We start from the raw sequence: 16,409 nt of genomic DNA, 5'->3' as shown, positions 1-16,409 counted from the left end.
ACCTGGGAGCATCCAATCAAAACTGCTTAAAAGCTGATAAACAAAAAACTTATTGACAATGGTTCACAATAGTTATAAGATGGTTTTGAACAGATGTCAATAATTTTTCAGGGGGTTAAGCACCCTCTACATATAAATCTTTTTACATAAGGGGAGGAAAAGTCATGGGCAATGAAAGCAACAATTGTTCAAGTTGCGGGGAAATGAACGAAGGAACATGTGGTGGAGAAAAATGTAGTGCACCGCCTAAACTCTATCCCGGTGGTCAAAGTAAAATTGGCCGTGTCATTGCAGTAATGAGTGGTAAAGGCGGCGTTGGAAAATCTTCTGTTACTGCTTTAATGGCAGTAAATTTACGTCGCATGGGCTATAAGGTTGGGGTTTTAGATGCAGATATAACTGGCCCCAGTATCCCCAAAATGTTTGGGGTTAAAAGGGTTCCGGCAAGTCAAGGGCTGCTGCTTCCTGCCGTAAGTAGTAATGGTATTAACATTATGTCTTTAAATCTATTATTGGAACAAGAAGATGAGCCGGTTATCTGGCGTGGTCCCATTATAGCCAATGTTGTTAAACAGTTCTGGACGGATGTAAATTGGGGTGAAATAGACTACCTCTTGATTGATATGCCTCCTGGTACCGGGGATGTTCCCCTTACTGTCATGCAGCAGATTCCCATTGATGGAATTGTAGTGGTCACATCACCACAGGACCTAGCTGCGATGGTGGTCAAAAAAGCTGTCCGCATGGCTGGGATTATGGAAACCCCACTGTTGGGCTACGTTCAAAACATGGCCTACGCCACTTGTCCAAAATGTGGTGAAAAATTTGAGCTTTTTGGTAAAGCCCTCCAAAAAGGAGATACTCTAAATGATTTACCCGTGTTGGAGGTTCTCCCCATTCAGCCTGAGTTTAGCCAGCTATGTGATAAAGGCCTCGTGGAAGAATCTAAAACAAAAGCCTTTGAGGATATTCCCAAACTAGTTAAAGTAAATACAAAGGTTAGTTAATCGTCTTTAAACCAAACCAGTGAAGTTGAGAAAGGTTTGTTCTATGATACGGTTTCGATGCAACCAGTGCGGAAAAATCGTGGAATATCTCCGCAAGTATCACAAAGATGCCAAACAATCTCGTTGTAGCTGCGGAGGAAAATTATTACCCGTCAATGCCAATAGCAATGAAAATATGGAGGAATTAAAGGGACTATTAAATGAAAAATCCCGCGATGGTAACCATCATCCTTAGTCTCTATCCTTTCCAGCGACTAAGGTTGGAAATTCGCCTTCCAACCTTAGTCTTTTTTATTCTCTAGACTAATCGAACATTGTGCTGCAAATCATCAGCATATTTATCAATATATAATTTGCCTGACGTATCCAAACTGGCCAGACTTACCTCTTCAATCCTATCGATCCCTTGCATATCTAATTGTTTATACAGCCACTGCTGGTTTAATCCATTCATCTCTAAATTTTGTATAATTACCTTACCATCTACAATGATTTCACTTGATAAACCTTGATACTGTGTAGAGATATTCAAATCACTGGCTGTCAGGGGCTGTCTGTTACTTTTTAACAAAACACTCAGTTTCCCGTTTGGCTCTAAAACGGCGAATTCTACATCGGAGAGATGGAATACATTTTTCTCCCTAAGCTGCATAATTAAATTATCCATATCGTACCGTTCTTTTCTCATATTCTTTTCTAGTATTTTTCCATTTTGCACCACAACAATTGGTTCGCCTTCCAACAATTTGCGAACAGGTCTGAATTTCAATGATAGTAAACTACTTAAATAGGTAAGACCACCAAAGATAACGATGGCAATGATATAGTACATGACATTTTCCTTATGATCGGAGGCCATTTCTGCGGCAATGGAACCAATGGCAATGGCATTGGCAAAATCACTGGCTGTGAGTTGCCCCATCTGCTCCTTACCCAATATCCTCGTTACCAACAAAAGACCAAAAAAGGCCCCAATCGCACGCAGTGTAATTTCTAAATAGGGTTCCATACTTTTCACTCCTGATCTGTAAGTCTAGTATGACCCAAGCCTTGCCCTTGTATTAATGTAATATAAATTTAATGTAGGGGAATGGTCTCCTGGGCTTGCGACCAATTTATGCTAATGGCCATGCCTTTAAATTAAAAACCGCTTAAAACTTGACGTTTTAAGCGGTTTTTTCACATCGTCCCTTTATCCGTTTATATATTTCCCTTTTCCTTGCAAGCATTACAATAACCAAAAATCTTTAACTCATGGTCGGTAACGGTAAAGCCATAATCCTGTGTTACTTGCTTCTCCAACACCTCCAGGAGATCTTCGTTGATCTCAAGGATTTTGCCGCATTTTAAACAGATGGCATGGTGATGGTGATGCCCTTCACTGCTGTCCCCGTATTCATAGCGTTTACGCCCATCGCCAAAGTTTACGCTATGAACGATTTCATGCTCCAAAAACAGCTCTAAGGTTCGATAAACAGTGGCCAAGCCCACGTCCGGGGCCTTGCGTTTAACAAGGTTATAAACATCCTCTGCACTAAGGTGTTTGTCCTTGTTTTCTAACATAACCTTCAAGATAATCTGCCGTTGAGGGGTTAACTTATAATCGTGAGACCTTAATTTATCCCCAACTTGGGTTATAATTTTGTTCAAAGGAAAGACACCACCCACGCTTTTTTCCAGTATATTGCTTTTTAACAGGGGTGTCAATGTACTTATTTGAGCTCTGGATAATTATAATACTTCCTTCTGCGGGCTAATCTTTGCTGTCTTTTTCTTCTTAAGTAAATCCTCCTGCGCAGCCAAAGAAAAAACAACAACAATGGTAAACCCCATTTAAACCAGGTTGTTAGCGTCATCTTCCAATCCCTTTGTACTGCCGCATGGGCCACAAGGGGAACCTTTCCCACGATCTCTTCCCCTTTTCGGATAATCACTGCCCCTAAAACTTCACCCTTGGTGACGGGTGCCGACACTTCCTCATCCGGTTCAGTGGTTACATGGAGGTCAATGTTACCTTCCTTTGGAAAAGTATAATATAAATCATTCTTAGTCAATAGTTTGACAGAACCTTTACCATACTGTACTGGTACATCCGCCATTACCTGACCACCCTTGACTAATTGCCTGCTGGTAAAGTTTTCAAAGCCATAATCCAACAATTTGCTTGCGTCAGTCCATATATTAAAACCTTCGCTGCGCAGAACCACGGCAATAAGCTCCATGCCATCTCTTTCGGCGGAAGCGATAATGCACTGACCCGCATCAACCGTGTAGCCTGTTTTCAACCCAGTTGCACCCTTATAACCATACGTTTTGCTCCATAAAAGCTTGTTATGATTAAAAAGGTGTTTTTGGGCCTCGGGATCAGCCCTGGGGATTTCGTAATTAATGGTGGTAATAATTTTGCGTAGGTCTTGATTCTTTAGGGCCTCTCGACCAATCAAGGCTAAATCGTAGGCAGTGGAATAATGTTCTTTACCGGGCATACCGTGGGGATTCGTAAAATGGGTACCTTTGGCACCAATTTGCTTCGCCCGTTCATTGGACAGCTCGGCAAATTTATCCACTGAACCTGCTATGTGCTCTGCAATGGCAACCCCTGCATCGTTGGCAGAGTTTAACATTAAAGCATGGAGTAGTTCCTCTAGGGTCAGCTGTTCCCCTTCCTGCAGCCAAATGGATGTTCCGCCAGCTTTGCTTGGATTGGGGCCAATGGTAACCTGCTTAGTCAATTGGGAGCGTTCTAAGGCCAGCAAAGCTGTGAGGACCTTGGTGGTACTGGCAGGGTACATTTTTTTGTGTTCCTCCTTGCCATATAAAACAGTACCTGATTTGGCATCCAGTAAAACAGCTGTTTCTCCAACAATTTGAGGTTCCCCGGCCAAGGCCATGGTATTAAAAGGCAATATTAACAACATAACTAAAAGAATACAGCAACAAATCTTACGCACAACATCACCTGCTCCTAAAGGATCCGGGAATAATTGAACTAAATCCTAAAATTATAGCCAGCCCTATTAGAATGACACCCCCCAACATCGTAAGGGGTTCTGCCGACGGAAAACTGCTGATAAAAAAGATCAATAATTGATTGATTAGACCACCCAAAATAAATGCCAGAATAATAACACCAACCCAAATGGCAGTTCCTTCCTTCCAACCCCGCTCTTTATAAATGACCATGGCCGAGGCAATACAAGGAACAAACAGAGTGATGGTGGTCAGGGCCACTAGTTTTTGTATATCCGACATGGGAAAGGTAAAAAGACCGGCCGTACCAAATTCCCGTCGTATGACCCCCATGATAAAGCCACTGGCTGCCTCTTTGGGTAGTCCCAACCAGCTTACTGTAAGGGGAACCAGTGCATTTTCGATGGCCTCTAAGATCCCCGACACCTCAAGTAAGCCAAGGACTAACGCTCCTAAAGCAAACAAAGGAGCCGCTTCTGTAATAAATTCCTTGCTCTTGTTCCAGGTTTTTTTAAAGACGTTACCCATACGAGGCAAACGCAAGGGAGGAAGATCAATCCAAAGGGAAGAAGACTCTCCAGGGATAACCTTATCTAACAAAGTTCCTCCGGCAATAAACACGCTAAAAATTAGCATACCATATACCACGGCAAAGCCAGGGCCCAGCCCGGCCAACATCGTGGCAATAATAGCTAATTGAGCGGAACAAGGAACTGTCAAGGCCAAGATAATCGTGGCTATGCGTCGTTCCCGATCAGAACCTAGCAAACGTGTGGACATTAAAGCCATCGTTACACAACCAAAGCCCAATACCAGAGGAATAACAGCTTGACCATTTAAACCAAAGAAGGTTAAAATGCGATCCAATAGGGTTGCTATCCTAGGCAAATAACCGGTATCCTCCAGGAGGGCCAGGACAAAATTAAAACCTAACACTAAAGGCAACAATAGACCAATCAAATAGGTAACGGTCATCGTGATAACGCCAAACTGCCCTACCAAAATTTCATTTACCGCTGTGCCAGGTGCCACTACCTGGCCAACCATTGCCTTAGCGAGGGGTTGAAAATACTCACCCATAATAAACTCTTCCGTAAATGCTACCACAGTTTGGGCCACAAAGACACCAATAAGTTGATAAAGCAAAAATAAAGTTAATAATAACAGTGGGATACCAGTAACAGGCTGAATCATCCAGCGGCTTAGCCGTGAGCCCAAAATCTCCCGCGTGCTGGTTTCTCTAACTGACATAGATACCACTTTATTGATCCAATTCCGTCTTTCCGTGTAAAAGAGTGTTCGATAAGGACCCGGTTCAACACCATTTCTTGCTGAAACAATTGGATCACCTTCCAGCACTAGCAGTTTTTCAGCACGGGATATGGTATCAGGCAATTCCGCCAATTTTTCTTCCACCACCGACAACACCCGACCAGACTTAGCCTCATTGATGGCTTGCCGCACCTGTTCCAATCCCTTTTCTTCTACTGCTACGGTGGCAATCACCGGAACCCCTAAAAGTTCCTTTAGCACCACAATATCTATTTTGATGCCCTGATTTTCAGCCTCGTCTATCATATTTAGGGCAACTACCATCGGACGCCCAGTATCAATGAGCTGCTGGGTAAGAAATAAATCCCTTTCCAGATGCACCGCATCGACAATATTAAGCAATATATCCCCATGCAAAACAATATCCCGGGTAATTTTTTCTTCCTCACTAAAAGAGGAAACTCCATAAATACCCGGGGTATCGGTTACGGCATCCTGGCCGCAGCGTCCACATATAACATTTATTGTTGTACCGGGGAAGTTTGCCACATCCACATAACTTCCCGTCAGGTAATTAAAAAACAATGATTTACCCACGTTCGGATTACCCACCAGAATGATATTTCTTCCGCTAACCCCGGTGGTGAGTGTTTGATTATATTGCATTCTTTACCCTCATCTTATATTCTTACTAACTAATCGGTTGCACGGCAATGCTTCGGGCCAATTCCCTGCCGATGGCAATTTGCTGTTTAAACATACCAACCACGACAGGACCTGCAGGAACAACCTCTTCACAGGTCACAACGGCCCCCTCGGAGATACCAAACCGGATTGCCTGAGACCGGATCACCTCATTGGGAATATTCATTATTTTAATTCTTTGTCCTCTTTTGCATTTGTCGAGTGTCATACAATTTCCTCCATGGCTTTTATAACAGATAATGGTTATCAGTGTCAATTTAATTATAATTGCCGATGGCCTACAAGGCAAGGTTTTTTTGGTCCGAGCAAGGTGACAACGCCTCAGAGTTTTGCTAATAGATTATGCTATATAGGTAATAATAGTTTCAGAATCAGAAAAGGAGGCATTTGATATGGCCGATATGAATTGGGCAGGTTTGAAAACAGTGAATCTATCCGGGGAGCAAATGAGCCTATTGGGTGCTGCCCAAGCTGAAATAAATACTCTGTCAGAAGACAATCAAAAAATCATTTTAATTCCTGTGATCAAGGAAAAAGCATAGGGAGGCACGGGCCTCCCCTAAAAAGCTAGCGTATTTGTTGATTAATCGTTTGCCAAAAGGTGTCATCCTCAAAACCAAGGCGCCAAAAACCAACACCGCCCAGTTTATATGATTTCACAAGTCCCATTTTAATGCCAAGACTATATTTATTCTCAAACCAGACTTCATGCTTTTCGGTACCCTTCCAGTAATAAAAATAGGGCGTGCTGCTGGTATTATCCCAAAGAATCTGGGCACCCCTTTGATTGACTAGATTATTGACGTCTTTCCACTTAATTGATCTTGTTTTAGCCTGGGCCGACCAATCATAGCCGTAGCCTGCCAGGCCCAATAAAATTTTCTGTGAGGGCATTTGTTTCACAGCATAGTCTAATACACTTTGAACCCAAGGCAATGAGGCAACTGGCCCAGGAGTTCCACCAAACCAATGTTCGTCATAGGTCATCAGCATCACGTAATCACATGCTTGTCCCAGCTCTTTGTAGTTGTAAGCGCCAGACCAATTATTATTTCGTTGGTCACTATTTTTAGCTGGTACAGCAGCAGTAAGCAGATAGCCACCGGGTTTTAACAATCCCTTTAATTCCCAAAGAAATTTACTATAATCATCTCTGTTCCGGGGGGGAACAGCTTCCAGGTCTATATTTACCCCGGCATAACCATGTTTTTTAATCAACGAGGTAATATTATTGGCTAATTTCCATCGTTTATTGGGGTCGCCCAAGACCGCTGCTGCGGAACCCGAGTCAATCCCACCGTTATACATATTATGTACGACAAGTAAAGGCTTTACCTTTTTTTCCTTGGCCTCAGCAATACCCTCTGAGGGCATGAAATCTGTAATTAAATTAGCATTGCTGTCAATGCGAGCGGTAAATGTTGCTATGTAATCCATATAGTTAGCATATTTGGCCAGGGAATGATATGAATCTTTATCTGTATACCAATCCTTGGAGTAATACCCCATTACCACTGGCTTTGTCTGTGCTGCCTCGACCGAAGTTGAGAAAAATATAAAATTAAAGGATAACAGGTACAGAAATAGTAAACCATAGGTTGTCAACTTTCTTTTTGTCATAATTCCTCCTGCCAAATTTTTATTGGGCCCCAGGCCCTATCTAAAATCTTAACAGGAAGTAAATCTTTGATGAACCCCTATAATGTTACCATTTTTGTCAATTGGCACCTGTAATTATTAAACTTTTCTTAACCAGTGCTATTATTCACAACGAAGCAAGGATTTACAAAATCCATTAGAGAATATATCATGTATATTTGTCTGTAAAGTATGTTTTGAGGTGAAACTATTGTCAGAAATCTATTACTGGCTTTGGCTAAATAAAATTCTCTTTGCTCCTTTATCTGCCTTTTTGATTGCCCAATCAACTAAAGGAATCCTGGCAAACATCCAAAGTAAAAAATGGGGCTGGCAAAGATTCTTTGAGGCCGGTGGTATGCCCAGTTCCCACTCGGCCATGGTAACAGCACTGGCTACCGCTTCCGGGCTGCAATACGGTTGGTCTTCATCTCTCTTTACCATCACTGCTATTTTTGCTCTCATTGTAATGTACGATGCCATGGGTGTCAGGCGGGCAGCAGGAATTCATGCCAAAATTTTAAACCAGATGCTTGAAGAAATGGGACGTCAGGATGGAAAACAAAACCTTAAGGCACTGAAGGAATTAATTGGCCATACCCCTGCGGAAGTTTTAGCCGGGGCGATAATTGGGGTTGTGATGGCTACTGTGGTCTTTTAGCTTTTTGGCCATGGGCCATGAGCCGTGGGCCTTGAGCTTTTTGTGCATGTCTTCTTTTCGGGCCTATGGCTCAAGGCGCGCCGTCATATGCGGTTGTAAATGTTAGTTCATGATAATATGAAAAACCAATCAGCTAATGGTAATAAGCTAAATCCAAGAGTTTACACAAAAAAGGCCTATGGCCCATTGCCAGTCCAGCTGATGTTTATTACGGGGAGATACAATTTTGCTTAGTTCACTAAACTTAACGCCCAGGGATTACGCCTTTGTTACTTTGCTATTTATCACGGAATTAGCCAGAAGTGCATTTTTCCTGACCTTTTGGCCATTGTATTCTGTTAACTTCCTTGGCTTTTCCGTTTTTGCTGCCGGTCTTGTGGTATCCGGACACTATCTTACGGAAACTCTACTCAAATCCTTGGCCGGTTCCCTATTGGATAAACGGGGGCGGCCTGTCTTGCTGCTGGGCCTGTTGATTAGCTTTCTTTCTTTATTGGGGCTGTACTATGCTAAATCCTTATGGCCTGCTTTATTGCTATCGGGTATGTTTGGCCTCGGCTTTACTCCTGTCTGGCTTGCTGTTATCAGCAATGTTGCCCCAACCGGTTGCTCCGATCGGGCTACCAGAATGGGGCTTGTTTTTTCTGCCTGGCTCCTGGGCATGGGTATCGGACCTGTGGGAGTTAATTTTATCCTACCCCTAGGCTACCAGGACACCTTTATTATTTGCATTATTTTATGGGGTCTTAGCTTGATAATTGGTTTAACCATCCCCTTTGCCATCAAAACCACCCGTATTAATTTTACTATTCTGGGTCAAGTAAAAAAGCTAGCTTCAAATCCGATGGTGCTTCATGTATTATTACCGGGTATGTTTTTACAGACCTTGGCAGCCAGCCTGCTGCTGCCCATATTACCCCTCTACGCCACCCAGACATTGGGACTAACCTCCCAACAGTACGGTTTACTGTTAACAGCCGGTGGTGCAACAGCCGTTCTCTTTCTGATCCCCATGGGCAGATTGGTAGATCGTTTTTCACTACGCAAACTTTTATCCCTGGGTTTTCTTAGCACTGCTATTTTATTGCTGCTTTTTCCCAGCATCTATCATCTAAAAACCATTGTGTTATTAGTTGTTCTGGTTGGGTTTTCCTACGCCATCATTCTTCCAGCCTGGAATTCCCTCTTGGCCAAGGCAATTCCCGCTGAGCAACAGGCAACTGGCTGGGGTATTTTTACAACCATGGAGGGGCTAGGCATTGCGGTGGGTCCCTCACTGGGCGGGGCCATTGCCTCTCTGCTTTACCCGGCAGGAACCATTTATCTCAGTGCCTTTGTCCTTGCCTGCATGGGGTTGTTTTATGTATTCTATCCCCTGGATGATATACTAACAAAACAGGAGTGATAAAAAATGCCCTTTAACGTTTTTGAACTTGTGAACATAATAATTTTTTTCTATATGTTGTTACCAACCTTTTTAGGTAGAATTCTTAGGTTAGGAACCTATGACCGGGGAAGCAAACACCGGGATAAAGTGGCCCTAACCTTCGACGATGGGCCAGATGCTTACTACACTGCCCAGGTATTGGATATACTTGCCCATTATAATGTAAAGGCAACTTTTTTTCTGGTGGGTAAGTATGCCGAAAATCACCCAGAATTAATTCAGCGCATTACCGCGGCAGGGCATAGCCTGGGTACTCATGGCTATAGACACCGTTTTGCTTGGTTTCAGGGACCCCTTGCTGCCATTCGGGAAATATCCCTGGGACGCAGATCGATCCAGTCCATCACGAATAAAAGGCCACAGTTTTTTCGTCCCTCCTGGGGTGTCTTTAACCTTGCAACATACCTTTATATCCTTTTTACAAAAGATAAGACCATACTTTGGAGCTTTATGACCTGGGATTGGGATTCTAAGGCTTCACCCGAAAGCATTCATAGAATGGTAGCAAATAAGGTTAAGCCTGGCTCCATCATTGTCTTTCATGATCATAGCGCAGGGTTTGGTGCTGCGCCCGAGGGCCCTGCCCGAATGGTGCAAGCCCTGCCGATGATTTTACAAGAGCTTAGGGAAAGGACGCTTGAACCAATTAATATGGAGGATTTTATGCGTTACCAAGGCCCTGGTTTGGTGAAGAAAAACCTGCGCAGACTATGGCAGGTTTGGGAGATGTGCTTTGCTCGCATGGCTGGCCTGAAATCGGCGGGCAATGATGAGCATGTTTTATTTCGTCTTGCTGTAAGAAATTACCGAGGAAAAGTAATGCAGCTACCGGATGGTACTCTATTGACCCCGGGGGACAGGGTAATCGAACTTCATCTCAATAATGATTTTCTACAAAAACTTACAACAACTGGCCGTTCCCTCGAGGCAACGGCCATGGCCCTCTTAAGGGAGACCCGTCGCTCCCTGCCACTGCTGGCCCGGGCTATTTCCCAGGACCCAGCCTGTCAGGGAACGAAGGCCCTGATTGGTATTACTATGATTCATAGAGGAACCTCACAATTGGGATTTACGGTCTGCGACCTCTCCCCCTTTATTCGTTTTATGGTAGCTTGGTACCAGCGTTGGCTGCTCTTTTTACTGCATCCAGGTGGATTATCCCACCTGCGCCGTCAGTGGAGCAAACTAGTACCAAAAAAGGTAGTCATTTCTAAGCAGGAGCTTCTTAGACGATATTTGTAGCCTAGCCTTAGCGAACAACTAATGCAACGGAAAAACCAAGCCGGCCAGGGGCATCAGCAGGGCTTGATAATCAGGCCCATGTTTTTGAATGACCATTTTTTCAGCCGTCGACCAATCCAAGGCATTTTTAAGGAAGGGCACGGGATTTTTCATTTTGGCAAATTCAGAGATGATCATGACTTCTTTATTTTTTAGCTCCTGACATAGTACATAGGCTTTATGCCCCCCCAGAATGAATTCATGCCGTTCAAAATTTGAAACCATTTCTTCCGGACGATTTCCCCTCATGAGCCATTCTTTAAATAATGGCTCACCCATGCCCTCCCTGCACTCCCCGATCAAAACCAGCGTTCCCCCGGGCTTTAGCAATCTAGCACCATTTATCAGTGCCTTTACGGCTTGGTAAAGGTTTAAATCCCTGGGATAACCCCCAGCCCCGGCTATTACCACCTCCGCTGGTTCAGGGAACGGCAAACGGTAGATAGTACCACAGTACTGACAGCCTTTTTGCCATGCTTTTTCCAGTTCACCGGCAAAGCACTTGATAATCCTATTTTGATCATTCAATACCACATGTAGGCTAAAGTCCACACCCAGCAACCTTGCAGCAGCCAGTATTTGGTTGGATATGGGGTTGTTCTGAATGTTCCCCGGTCCCACCCTGGGTCTGGTCATCATGCTGTGGTTTGCTGTAATGGTGGATCTCCCAGCCACACCCGGCAAAATCATCTTAGGCCCACCTGAAAAACCAGCTAGGTTATGCGGCATAATACAGCTTGTAACAATAACGAACTCAGCCTCTGCCACCTCTTTGTTGATCCACAACTCCGTACCATCATCCAATTTCCCCACACTCACTAGATCTTTATCGCAGTCATGGTTAATGAAAGTATAACTTTGGGCTAACGGACCGAAAACTTCTTCGATCTCTTGCTTTGTGTTGGGTCTGTGGGCACCGGTAGCAATGACAAATTTAATTTGCTCTTTGCCGTCTGATTTAATCTGCATTTCTTCCATAAGGGCCACCAGAAGTTCTTGATAAGGAACCGGCCTGGAAATATCTGTTACAAGAACAACAATGGACGCTGGCCTTTTATTTTTAATAATCTCCCTTAGCGGCGGACTATTAATGGGCTTACCCAGGGCTCTGGCTAACTCTACCGCTTGGTTAATGGACCCGGGCAATTTTGGTGTTACTATGGCAGCAATATTCTTAGTGTCAATAGAAACGGGTATTGTATTACGCCCGTAAGCAAAATCAAATTCCATTTCACACCTCCGCCACATAGTTTATCCCAAAACAGCCATCAGCCATCAGTTTTGGGGGAAAATCTGTCCATTGCTTTGAACTATAGCCTTTTTATTGTCTTTATAATTGAGGGGATTAGGCACTGTATCCCTATCATAGGTGGCATAATAAAAAAACACTACAGCCAATTCAACTGTAGTGTTTTAAGCTACCACTAACTAAATACTTCGTAAACTGAAGGCTGAAGGCCAATGGCCATTACCTAACATTTGCTGGCCTTTCGGCTGCCTCAACATTTATGGTTAGGGTTTTGCCCTTGCGGAACACTTCCACTTCTAATTTAGAACCTATTTTTTTCTTCTGCACTGTTTTAATTAAGGTATCCGGGTTTTCTATCTTCGTGCCATCTATGACTAAAACAATGTCACCCTCTTTGATACCTGCTTTAGCCGCTGGCCCGCCTGCTACCACACCATAAATAACGGCTCCGGTCGATCCCTCATAACCCAGAAAATTGGCGATATCCGGGGTAACTTGCTGGATTTGTATACCTAGCCATGGTCTTTGGACTTTACCCTGTTCAATCAATTCATCAAGAATCTCTTTTACCGTGCTGGTGGGTATTGCAAAGCCAATACCCTGGGCCTGGGCGTTGATGGCGGTATTAATACCAATAACCTCGCCATTTAAATTAAGAAGGGGACCTCCACTGTTGCCGGGATTAATCGATGCGTCCGTTTGCAATAGATGTTCAAAAGCTCGATTATCTATTTCCAGTGGGCGTTCCTTAGCACTAATTACTCCGATGGTGACTGTATCTTCTAAACCAAAGGGACTGCCAATGGCAATAACCCAATTACCCACCCGGATTTTGTTTGAATCTCCCATGGGTAAAGTGGGAAATTCCTTCCCTTCTATTTTTAATACAGCTAAATCCATTGACGGATCAGCCCCAACCAGCTTGGCCTCAAAGGGCTTTTGATGTCCTTTCACAAGAACACTTATCTTTTGTGCTGCATCAACAACATGTTCATTTGTCAGAATATAGCCGTCCTTCGAAATAATAAACCCTGAACCCAAACCGCTCTGGTACTGGGGTTGCGGATTTATACCAAAAAACTGGCGAAAAAGCGGGTCATTATGAAAGGGATTATTGTAGCCTACCTCGACCACCGTCGTAATTTTAACCACCGCGGGGCTTACCCTGTCGACAATATTTGCTATGGTGTCAGGACCTACCCCAGGTAAGCTGGCATCGGCTACTCCATCCTGTTGTTGACTAATATTTTCCTTCGGGGTGATATCCTTTATTAGGGTGCAACCAGCAGCAAACATAATGCCTGATAAAAATGCAATCATTAAAGTAAATACAGCTATATTTCTCCACCTATGCATAACTCATCCTCCCCTTTTAGTATTGACTAATTTGGTTAATAATTTGCGAATTCCCTAGCTGTTCATTAAAATTATAAAATCCTGACCAGGCCAGGATCTTATAGGCTTTTGTATTTTATCCCCTGTCCTACCCGGGAAAAATCAAAATCGTTAATCACGCGACAAATAACAACGTTGCGACAACCAAGCAAGTCTAGTTCCACTAGCTCTTGTACGGCATTTCCTTCCTTATCCACTAACATCCTTACTTTGGGGTATAAGGAAAAACCCTTCTTCGTACTGACCACCACTGCTATTTCACCCGTACTTAGTTCCACAATGGACCCTGCAGGGTAAGCTGCAACATTCGATAGAAAGGGTTCGATTATTTCAAAATTAAATAAGTAATTGCCTGAACCAGCAATCATCTCATAGGCTTCGTGGGGAGGGAACCCTCTCCTGTAAACCCTATTTGCTGTTAAAGCATCATACATATCCACCATACCCGTGATTTGTGCAAATTGATGAATCTCTGAATCCTTTAGTTGTCGGGGATATCCTTCCCCATTGTATCTTTCATGGTGCTGGTAGACAACAAGACGGGAGAGGCTGCTGACATGAGGATTTTTGCTTAAAATGTTTAAACCATACTGAGGATGTTTTTTTACTTCTGCATATTCCTCTTCCGTTAAGCGACCGGGCTTATCTAAGATACTTTTAGGTACTTGTATTTTGCCAATATCATGTAATAAAGCTCCCATTCCCAGGTGAAATAATTTGGGTCGTTCAAAGCCAAGGGTAATACCAGTCATCAATGCCAATACGCACACATTTACTGAATGAGCGAATACATAATCATCCATTGTCCGTATGTCAATAAGTTCCACCATTAGTTTGGTATTATCCAGTAACTGATCAATTATATCGTTAATCGTAGGGTAGATTTTATCTGTCCCTGAAATGCCCCCACCCATTGAGTCAGAATGCGACTGCAGTAATTTCTTTACCTGTTGTATAGCCTTTACCCTAGTCTCTTCCGGTATAACATCATCCACTTGAACGTCAGGTATTAGTCCATCATCAATGTATATCGAATGCAAACCTAATAACTTCAGACGTGCAATATACTTTTCGCTAAGTATTGTACCAACATTTAAGAGGATTTGTCCGTTAGTGTTGCGAATTGGTCGCCCTACCTTCATACCAGGTTTTACTGATTCTAATGATAACCGACGCATCATGTACCTCCACTTGTATGCTGAGTAAATTATTCTACCTTTAGCATAAAATTCCTCTGGATAAATGCATTTTTTTACCTATTCTTCTGTTTTACACCTATGCAATCGTCTATCCCCTCTATGTTTAATAATCTTGTTTGAAAAAATATAGAATGGGAGTTGCTAAAATGTTCTGAAAAGTGGTTTTAAAGAAAAACTACCCTCTTTATATGATGCTGCATACCTAGCTGTAGCAGAAATTACCTCTAGACAATCCAACGAAGTATGCGAATTTTGGACGGCAGATGAAAGGTTAATTCGGTCTATTAAAAACAAACCTTACGTTCATAATCTAAATCGTATTGTCTTGTAATTATCCTGGGCGTTAAAGACGAAAAGATTGGCTTTGAAAATGGCATGGTAGCAATCAATGAATCTTTGGCTATGAACTACCTCGTGAGCTTTTTCCTATGACCAACTGTACTGTCTCAGGCAATACATTAACACCAAATATAAATGATTTACCCATAGATTGACCGGGTTTAGAACCGTTTTCCCGGCGAACACACAAATCTTAATTATGTCAAGCAGAAATTATATTGGTTTTCTATTATATTACAACTGCTCTATCCGTAGGAAAGGAGCTATAAAAATCGATCTCTTTATTTGAATTATTATCAGATACCATCATCTCATCATCTTTAATGAAGGTATATAATAGGATGATATGCCCTTTTGAAATCACAATTAGAACTCAAAATCCTTCTTTTTTCTAGCTCAAGATGAATATACGCAGCACTACAAAAAATGTTATATTTTTCAACATGCAGAAAACTCCCCTTATAGTAAAAAATTAAGGGGAGTTTTTAAATATGTATCTTGTTTTGATTGTTTATTTATGCTAGTATCAACTCAAATTCCAAGCAGAAACAAAGATAGCCAAGGCTATGTGCCCTGGATTTTTGATGAATATTCATCCACTACAGTAATCACTACGACAACTATAAAGTTGTCACTACCTTACGGTTATTGTAGCACTTAGGGGACGCATTAGCAATAGGCTGCACGGAATTTTATTAAATTTTTTTAGGAGGTGCTGCCCCTTTTTTCGAACATTAATGAAAAGTTGTCACTCTGATGTTCCTAACAGGGTTACCTCGCAATCCAACCCCCTTAGTGTGTCACGATTCTGAATTTTCAAAACTATAATAACCGTGGAGGGATTAATATGGCAAATATGAAAATGAATGATTTTGTTGACTGGGCCCAAGCAAAAATGGATCATTGCAATGTACACGATGAAATTGAAACTAGTAAAATGGTGGTAGAAATAATGAAAAAATTCTTTGCCGTTGGTCGTGAAGAACCTGACGCTACTAATCAGAACTAGTTCTAACAAATATTTTATAAAGTCCCTTGTGCCTTCAGGCACAAGGGACTTTATCCCGAGCCTTCGCTTTTCTATGCCTGTTAATCGAACGAACTGTCATCCTGGGCTAGTAGAGGAACTTCTATCAATGGAAGGATACACGCGTGATCCTTCACTGCTCAGGATGACCTTAAATTTTCATTCTTTGATAGTACCGTTAATGGCATGAAAGTCTTATACCATTATCTTAAAATATTA

16 protein-coding genes are annotated in these 16,409 nt (G+C 42.6%); 7 read left to right on the top strand and 9 right to left on the bottom strand.

What is annotated here, in order from left to right; translation table 11 throughout:
- The first annotated feature begins 164 nt into the window (after nt 1–164).
- Both V6C11_RS07905 and V6C11_RS07900 read left to right on the top strand, forming a co-directional pair.
- Nucleotides 165–1,007, top strand: coding sequence for an Mrp/NBP35 family ATP-binding protein (locus V6C11_RS07905; RefSeq protein WP_333530597.1), 843 nt, complete (start codon nt 165–167; stop codon nt 1,005–1,007).
- 43 nt (nt 1,008–1,050) lie between these two features.
- Complete coding sequence (locus V6C11_RS07900) at nt 1,051–1,242, top strand: hypothetical protein (RefSeq protein WP_333530596.1); 192 nt, start codon at nt 1,051–1,053, stop codon at nt 1,240–1,242.
- Between the two features lie 63 nt (nt 1,243–1,305).
- Here the strand turns inward: V6C11_RS07900 and V6C11_RS07895 are convergent, their stop codons facing one another.
- The 5 genes from V6C11_RS07895 to V6C11_RS07875 form a co-directional block, all read right to left on the bottom strand.
- Nucleotides 1,306–2,016: a DUF421 domain-containing protein gene (locus V6C11_RS07895; protein ID WP_333530595.1), complete on the bottom strand. Its 711-nt coding sequence runs from the start codon at nt 2,014–2,016 to the stop codon at nt 1,306–1,308.
- Between the two features lie 191 nt (nt 2,017–2,207).
- Nucleotides 2,208–2,657, bottom strand: coding sequence for a Fur family transcriptional regulator (locus V6C11_RS07890; RefSeq protein WP_333530594.1), 450 nt, complete (start codon nt 2,655–2,657; stop codon nt 2,208–2,210).
- Nucleotides 2,658–2,719: 62 nt separating this feature from the next.
- Nucleotides 2,720–3,958 carry a D-alanyl-D-alanine carboxypeptidase family protein gene (locus V6C11_RS07885; protein WP_333530593.1) on the bottom strand — a complete coding sequence of 413 codons (1,239 nt, stop codon included), beginning with the start codon at nt 3,956–3,958 and terminating at the stop codon, nt 2,720–2,722.
- Nucleotides 3,959–3,962: 4 nt separating this feature from the next.
- Nucleotides 3,963–5,915, bottom strand: a complete 1,953-nt coding sequence (gene feoB, locus V6C11_RS07880) for a ferrous iron transport protein B (protein ID WP_333530592.1) — start codon at nt 5,913–5,915, stop codon at nt 3,963–3,965.
- 25 nt (nt 5,916–5,940) lie between these two features.
- Nucleotides 5,941–6,162, bottom strand: coding sequence for a ferrous iron transport protein A (locus V6C11_RS07875; RefSeq protein WP_333530591.1), 222 nt, complete (start codon nt 6,160–6,162; stop codon nt 5,941–5,943).
- 184 nt (nt 6,163–6,346) lie between these two features.
- On the opposite strand from V6C11_RS07875, the gene V6C11_RS07870 reads away from it, so the two are divergent.
- Nucleotides 6,347–6,496 carry a hypothetical protein gene (locus V6C11_RS07870; RefSeq protein WP_333530590.1) on the top strand — a complete coding sequence of 50 codons (150 nt, stop codon included), beginning with the start codon at nt 6,347–6,349 and terminating at the stop codon, nt 6,494–6,496.
- Nucleotides 6,497–6,521: 25 nt separating this feature from the next.
- Here V6C11_RS07870 and V6C11_RS07865 read toward each other — a convergent pair whose 3' ends face one another.
- Nucleotides 6,522–7,574 carry a glycosyl hydrolase family 18 protein gene (locus V6C11_RS07865; protein ID WP_333530589.1) on the bottom strand — a complete coding sequence of 351 codons (1,053 nt, stop codon included), beginning with the start codon at nt 7,572–7,574 and terminating at the stop codon, nt 6,522–6,524.
- Nucleotides 7,575–7,794: 220 nt separating this feature from the next.
- Between V6C11_RS07865 and V6C11_RS07860 the strand changes: the two genes are divergently transcribed.
- From V6C11_RS07860 to V6C11_RS07850, 3 genes are all read left to right on the top strand, one after another.
- On the top strand, nt 7,795–8,253 hold the full coding sequence (locus V6C11_RS07860) for a divergent PAP2 family protein (protein ID WP_333530588.1): 459 nt from the start codon (nt 7,795–7,797) through the stop codon (nt 8,251–8,253).
- A 226-nt stretch (nt 8,254–8,479) separates the two neighbouring features.
- Complete coding sequence (locus tag V6C11_RS07855; RefSeq protein ID WP_333530587.1) at nt 8,480–9,658, top strand: MFS transporter; 1,179 nt, start codon at nt 8,480–8,482, stop codon at nt 9,656–9,658.
- Nucleotides 9,659–9,664: 6 nt separating this feature from the next.
- Nucleotides 9,665–10,942: a polysaccharide deacetylase family protein gene (locus V6C11_RS07850; RefSeq protein ID WP_333530586.1), complete on the top strand. Its 1,278-nt coding sequence runs from the start codon at nt 9,665–9,667 to the stop codon at nt 10,940–10,942.
- An 18-nt stretch (nt 10,943–10,960) separates the two neighbouring features.
- Here the strand turns inward: V6C11_RS07850 and larA are convergent, their stop codons facing one another.
- The 3 genes from larA to V6C11_RS07835 form a co-directional block, all read right to left on the bottom strand.
- Entirely contained in the window at nt 10,961–12,211 is a 1,251-nt protein-coding gene (larA, locus tag V6C11_RS07845) for a nickel-dependent lactate racemase (RefSeq protein WP_333530585.1), read from the bottom strand.
- Between the two features lie 238 nt (nt 12,212–12,449).
- Entirely contained in the window at nt 12,450–13,586 is a 1,137-nt protein-coding gene (locus tag V6C11_RS07840; RefSeq protein ID WP_333530584.1) for a S1C family serine protease, read from the bottom strand.
- Between the two features lie 98 nt (nt 13,587–13,684).
- Nucleotides 13,685–14,803: an HD-GYP domain-containing protein gene (locus tag V6C11_RS07835; RefSeq protein ID WP_333530583.1), complete on the bottom strand. Its 1,119-nt coding sequence runs from the start codon at nt 14,801–14,803 to the stop codon at nt 13,685–13,687.
- 1,207 nt (nt 14,804–16,010) lie between these two features.
- Here V6C11_RS07835 and V6C11_RS07830 point away from each other — a divergent pair.
- Nucleotides 16,011–16,172, top strand: a complete 162-nt coding sequence (locus V6C11_RS07830; protein WP_333530582.1) for a hypothetical protein — start codon at nt 16,011–16,013, stop codon at nt 16,170–16,172.
- The last annotated feature ends 237 nt before the right edge of the window (nt 16,173–16,409 follow it).

The organism is Desulfotomaculum sp. 1211_IL3151 (assembly GCF_036763075.1).
Classification (GTDB): Bacteria; Bacillota; Desulfotomaculia; order Desulfotomaculales; family Desulfotomaculaceae; genus Desulfotomaculum.
Note: the sequence above shows the minus strand (reverse complement) of the source record. Positions and strands in the feature narration are given on the sequence as shown.

Excerpts from the sequence above, each read along its gene's own strand:
- V6C11_RS07905 (WP_333530597.1), top strand. The coding sequence starts at position 165 with ATGGGCAATGAAAGCAACAATTGTTCAAGTTGCGGGGAAATGAACGAA.
- V6C11_RS07900 (WP_333530596.1), top strand. The coding sequence starts at position 1,051 with ATGATACGGTTTCGATGCAACCAGTGCGGAAAAATCGTGGAATATCTC.
- V6C11_RS07895 (WP_333530595.1), bottom strand. The coding sequence starts at position 2,016 with ATGGAACCCTATTTAGAAATTACACTGCGTGCGATTGGGGCCTTTTTT.
- feoB (WP_333530592.1), bottom strand. The coding sequence starts at position 5,915 with ATGCAATATAATCAAACACTCACCACCGGGGTTAGCGGAAGAAATATC.
- V6C11_RS07875 (WP_333530591.1), bottom strand. The coding sequence starts at position 6,162 with ATGACACTCGACAAATGCAAAAGAGGACAAAGAATTAAAATAATGAAT.
- V6C11_RS07870 (WP_333530590.1), top strand. The coding sequence starts at position 6,347 with ATGGCCGATATGAATTGGGCAGGTTTGAAAACAGTGAATCTATCCGGG.
- V6C11_RS07865 (WP_333530589.1), bottom strand. The coding sequence starts at position 7,574 with ATGACAAAAAGAAAGTTGACAACCTATGGTTTACTATTTCTGTACCTG.
- V6C11_RS07850 (WP_333530586.1), top strand. The coding sequence starts at position 9,665 with ATGCCCTTTAACGTTTTTGAACTTGTGAACATAATAATTTTTTTCTAT.
- larA (WP_333530585.1), bottom strand. The coding sequence starts at position 12,211 with ATGGAATTTGATTTTGCTTACGGGCGTAATACAATACCCGTTTCTATT.
- V6C11_RS07840 (WP_333530584.1), bottom strand. The coding sequence starts at position 13,586 with ATGCATAGGTGGAGAAATATAGCTGTATTTACTTTAATGATTGCATTT.
- V6C11_RS07835 (WP_333530583.1), bottom strand. The coding sequence starts at position 14,803 with ATGCGTCGGTTATCATTAGAATCAGTAAAACCTGGTATGAAGGTAGGG.
- V6C11_RS07830 (WP_333530582.1), top strand. The coding sequence starts at position 16,011 with ATGGCAAATATGAAAATGAATGATTTTGTTGACTGGGCCCAAGCAAAA.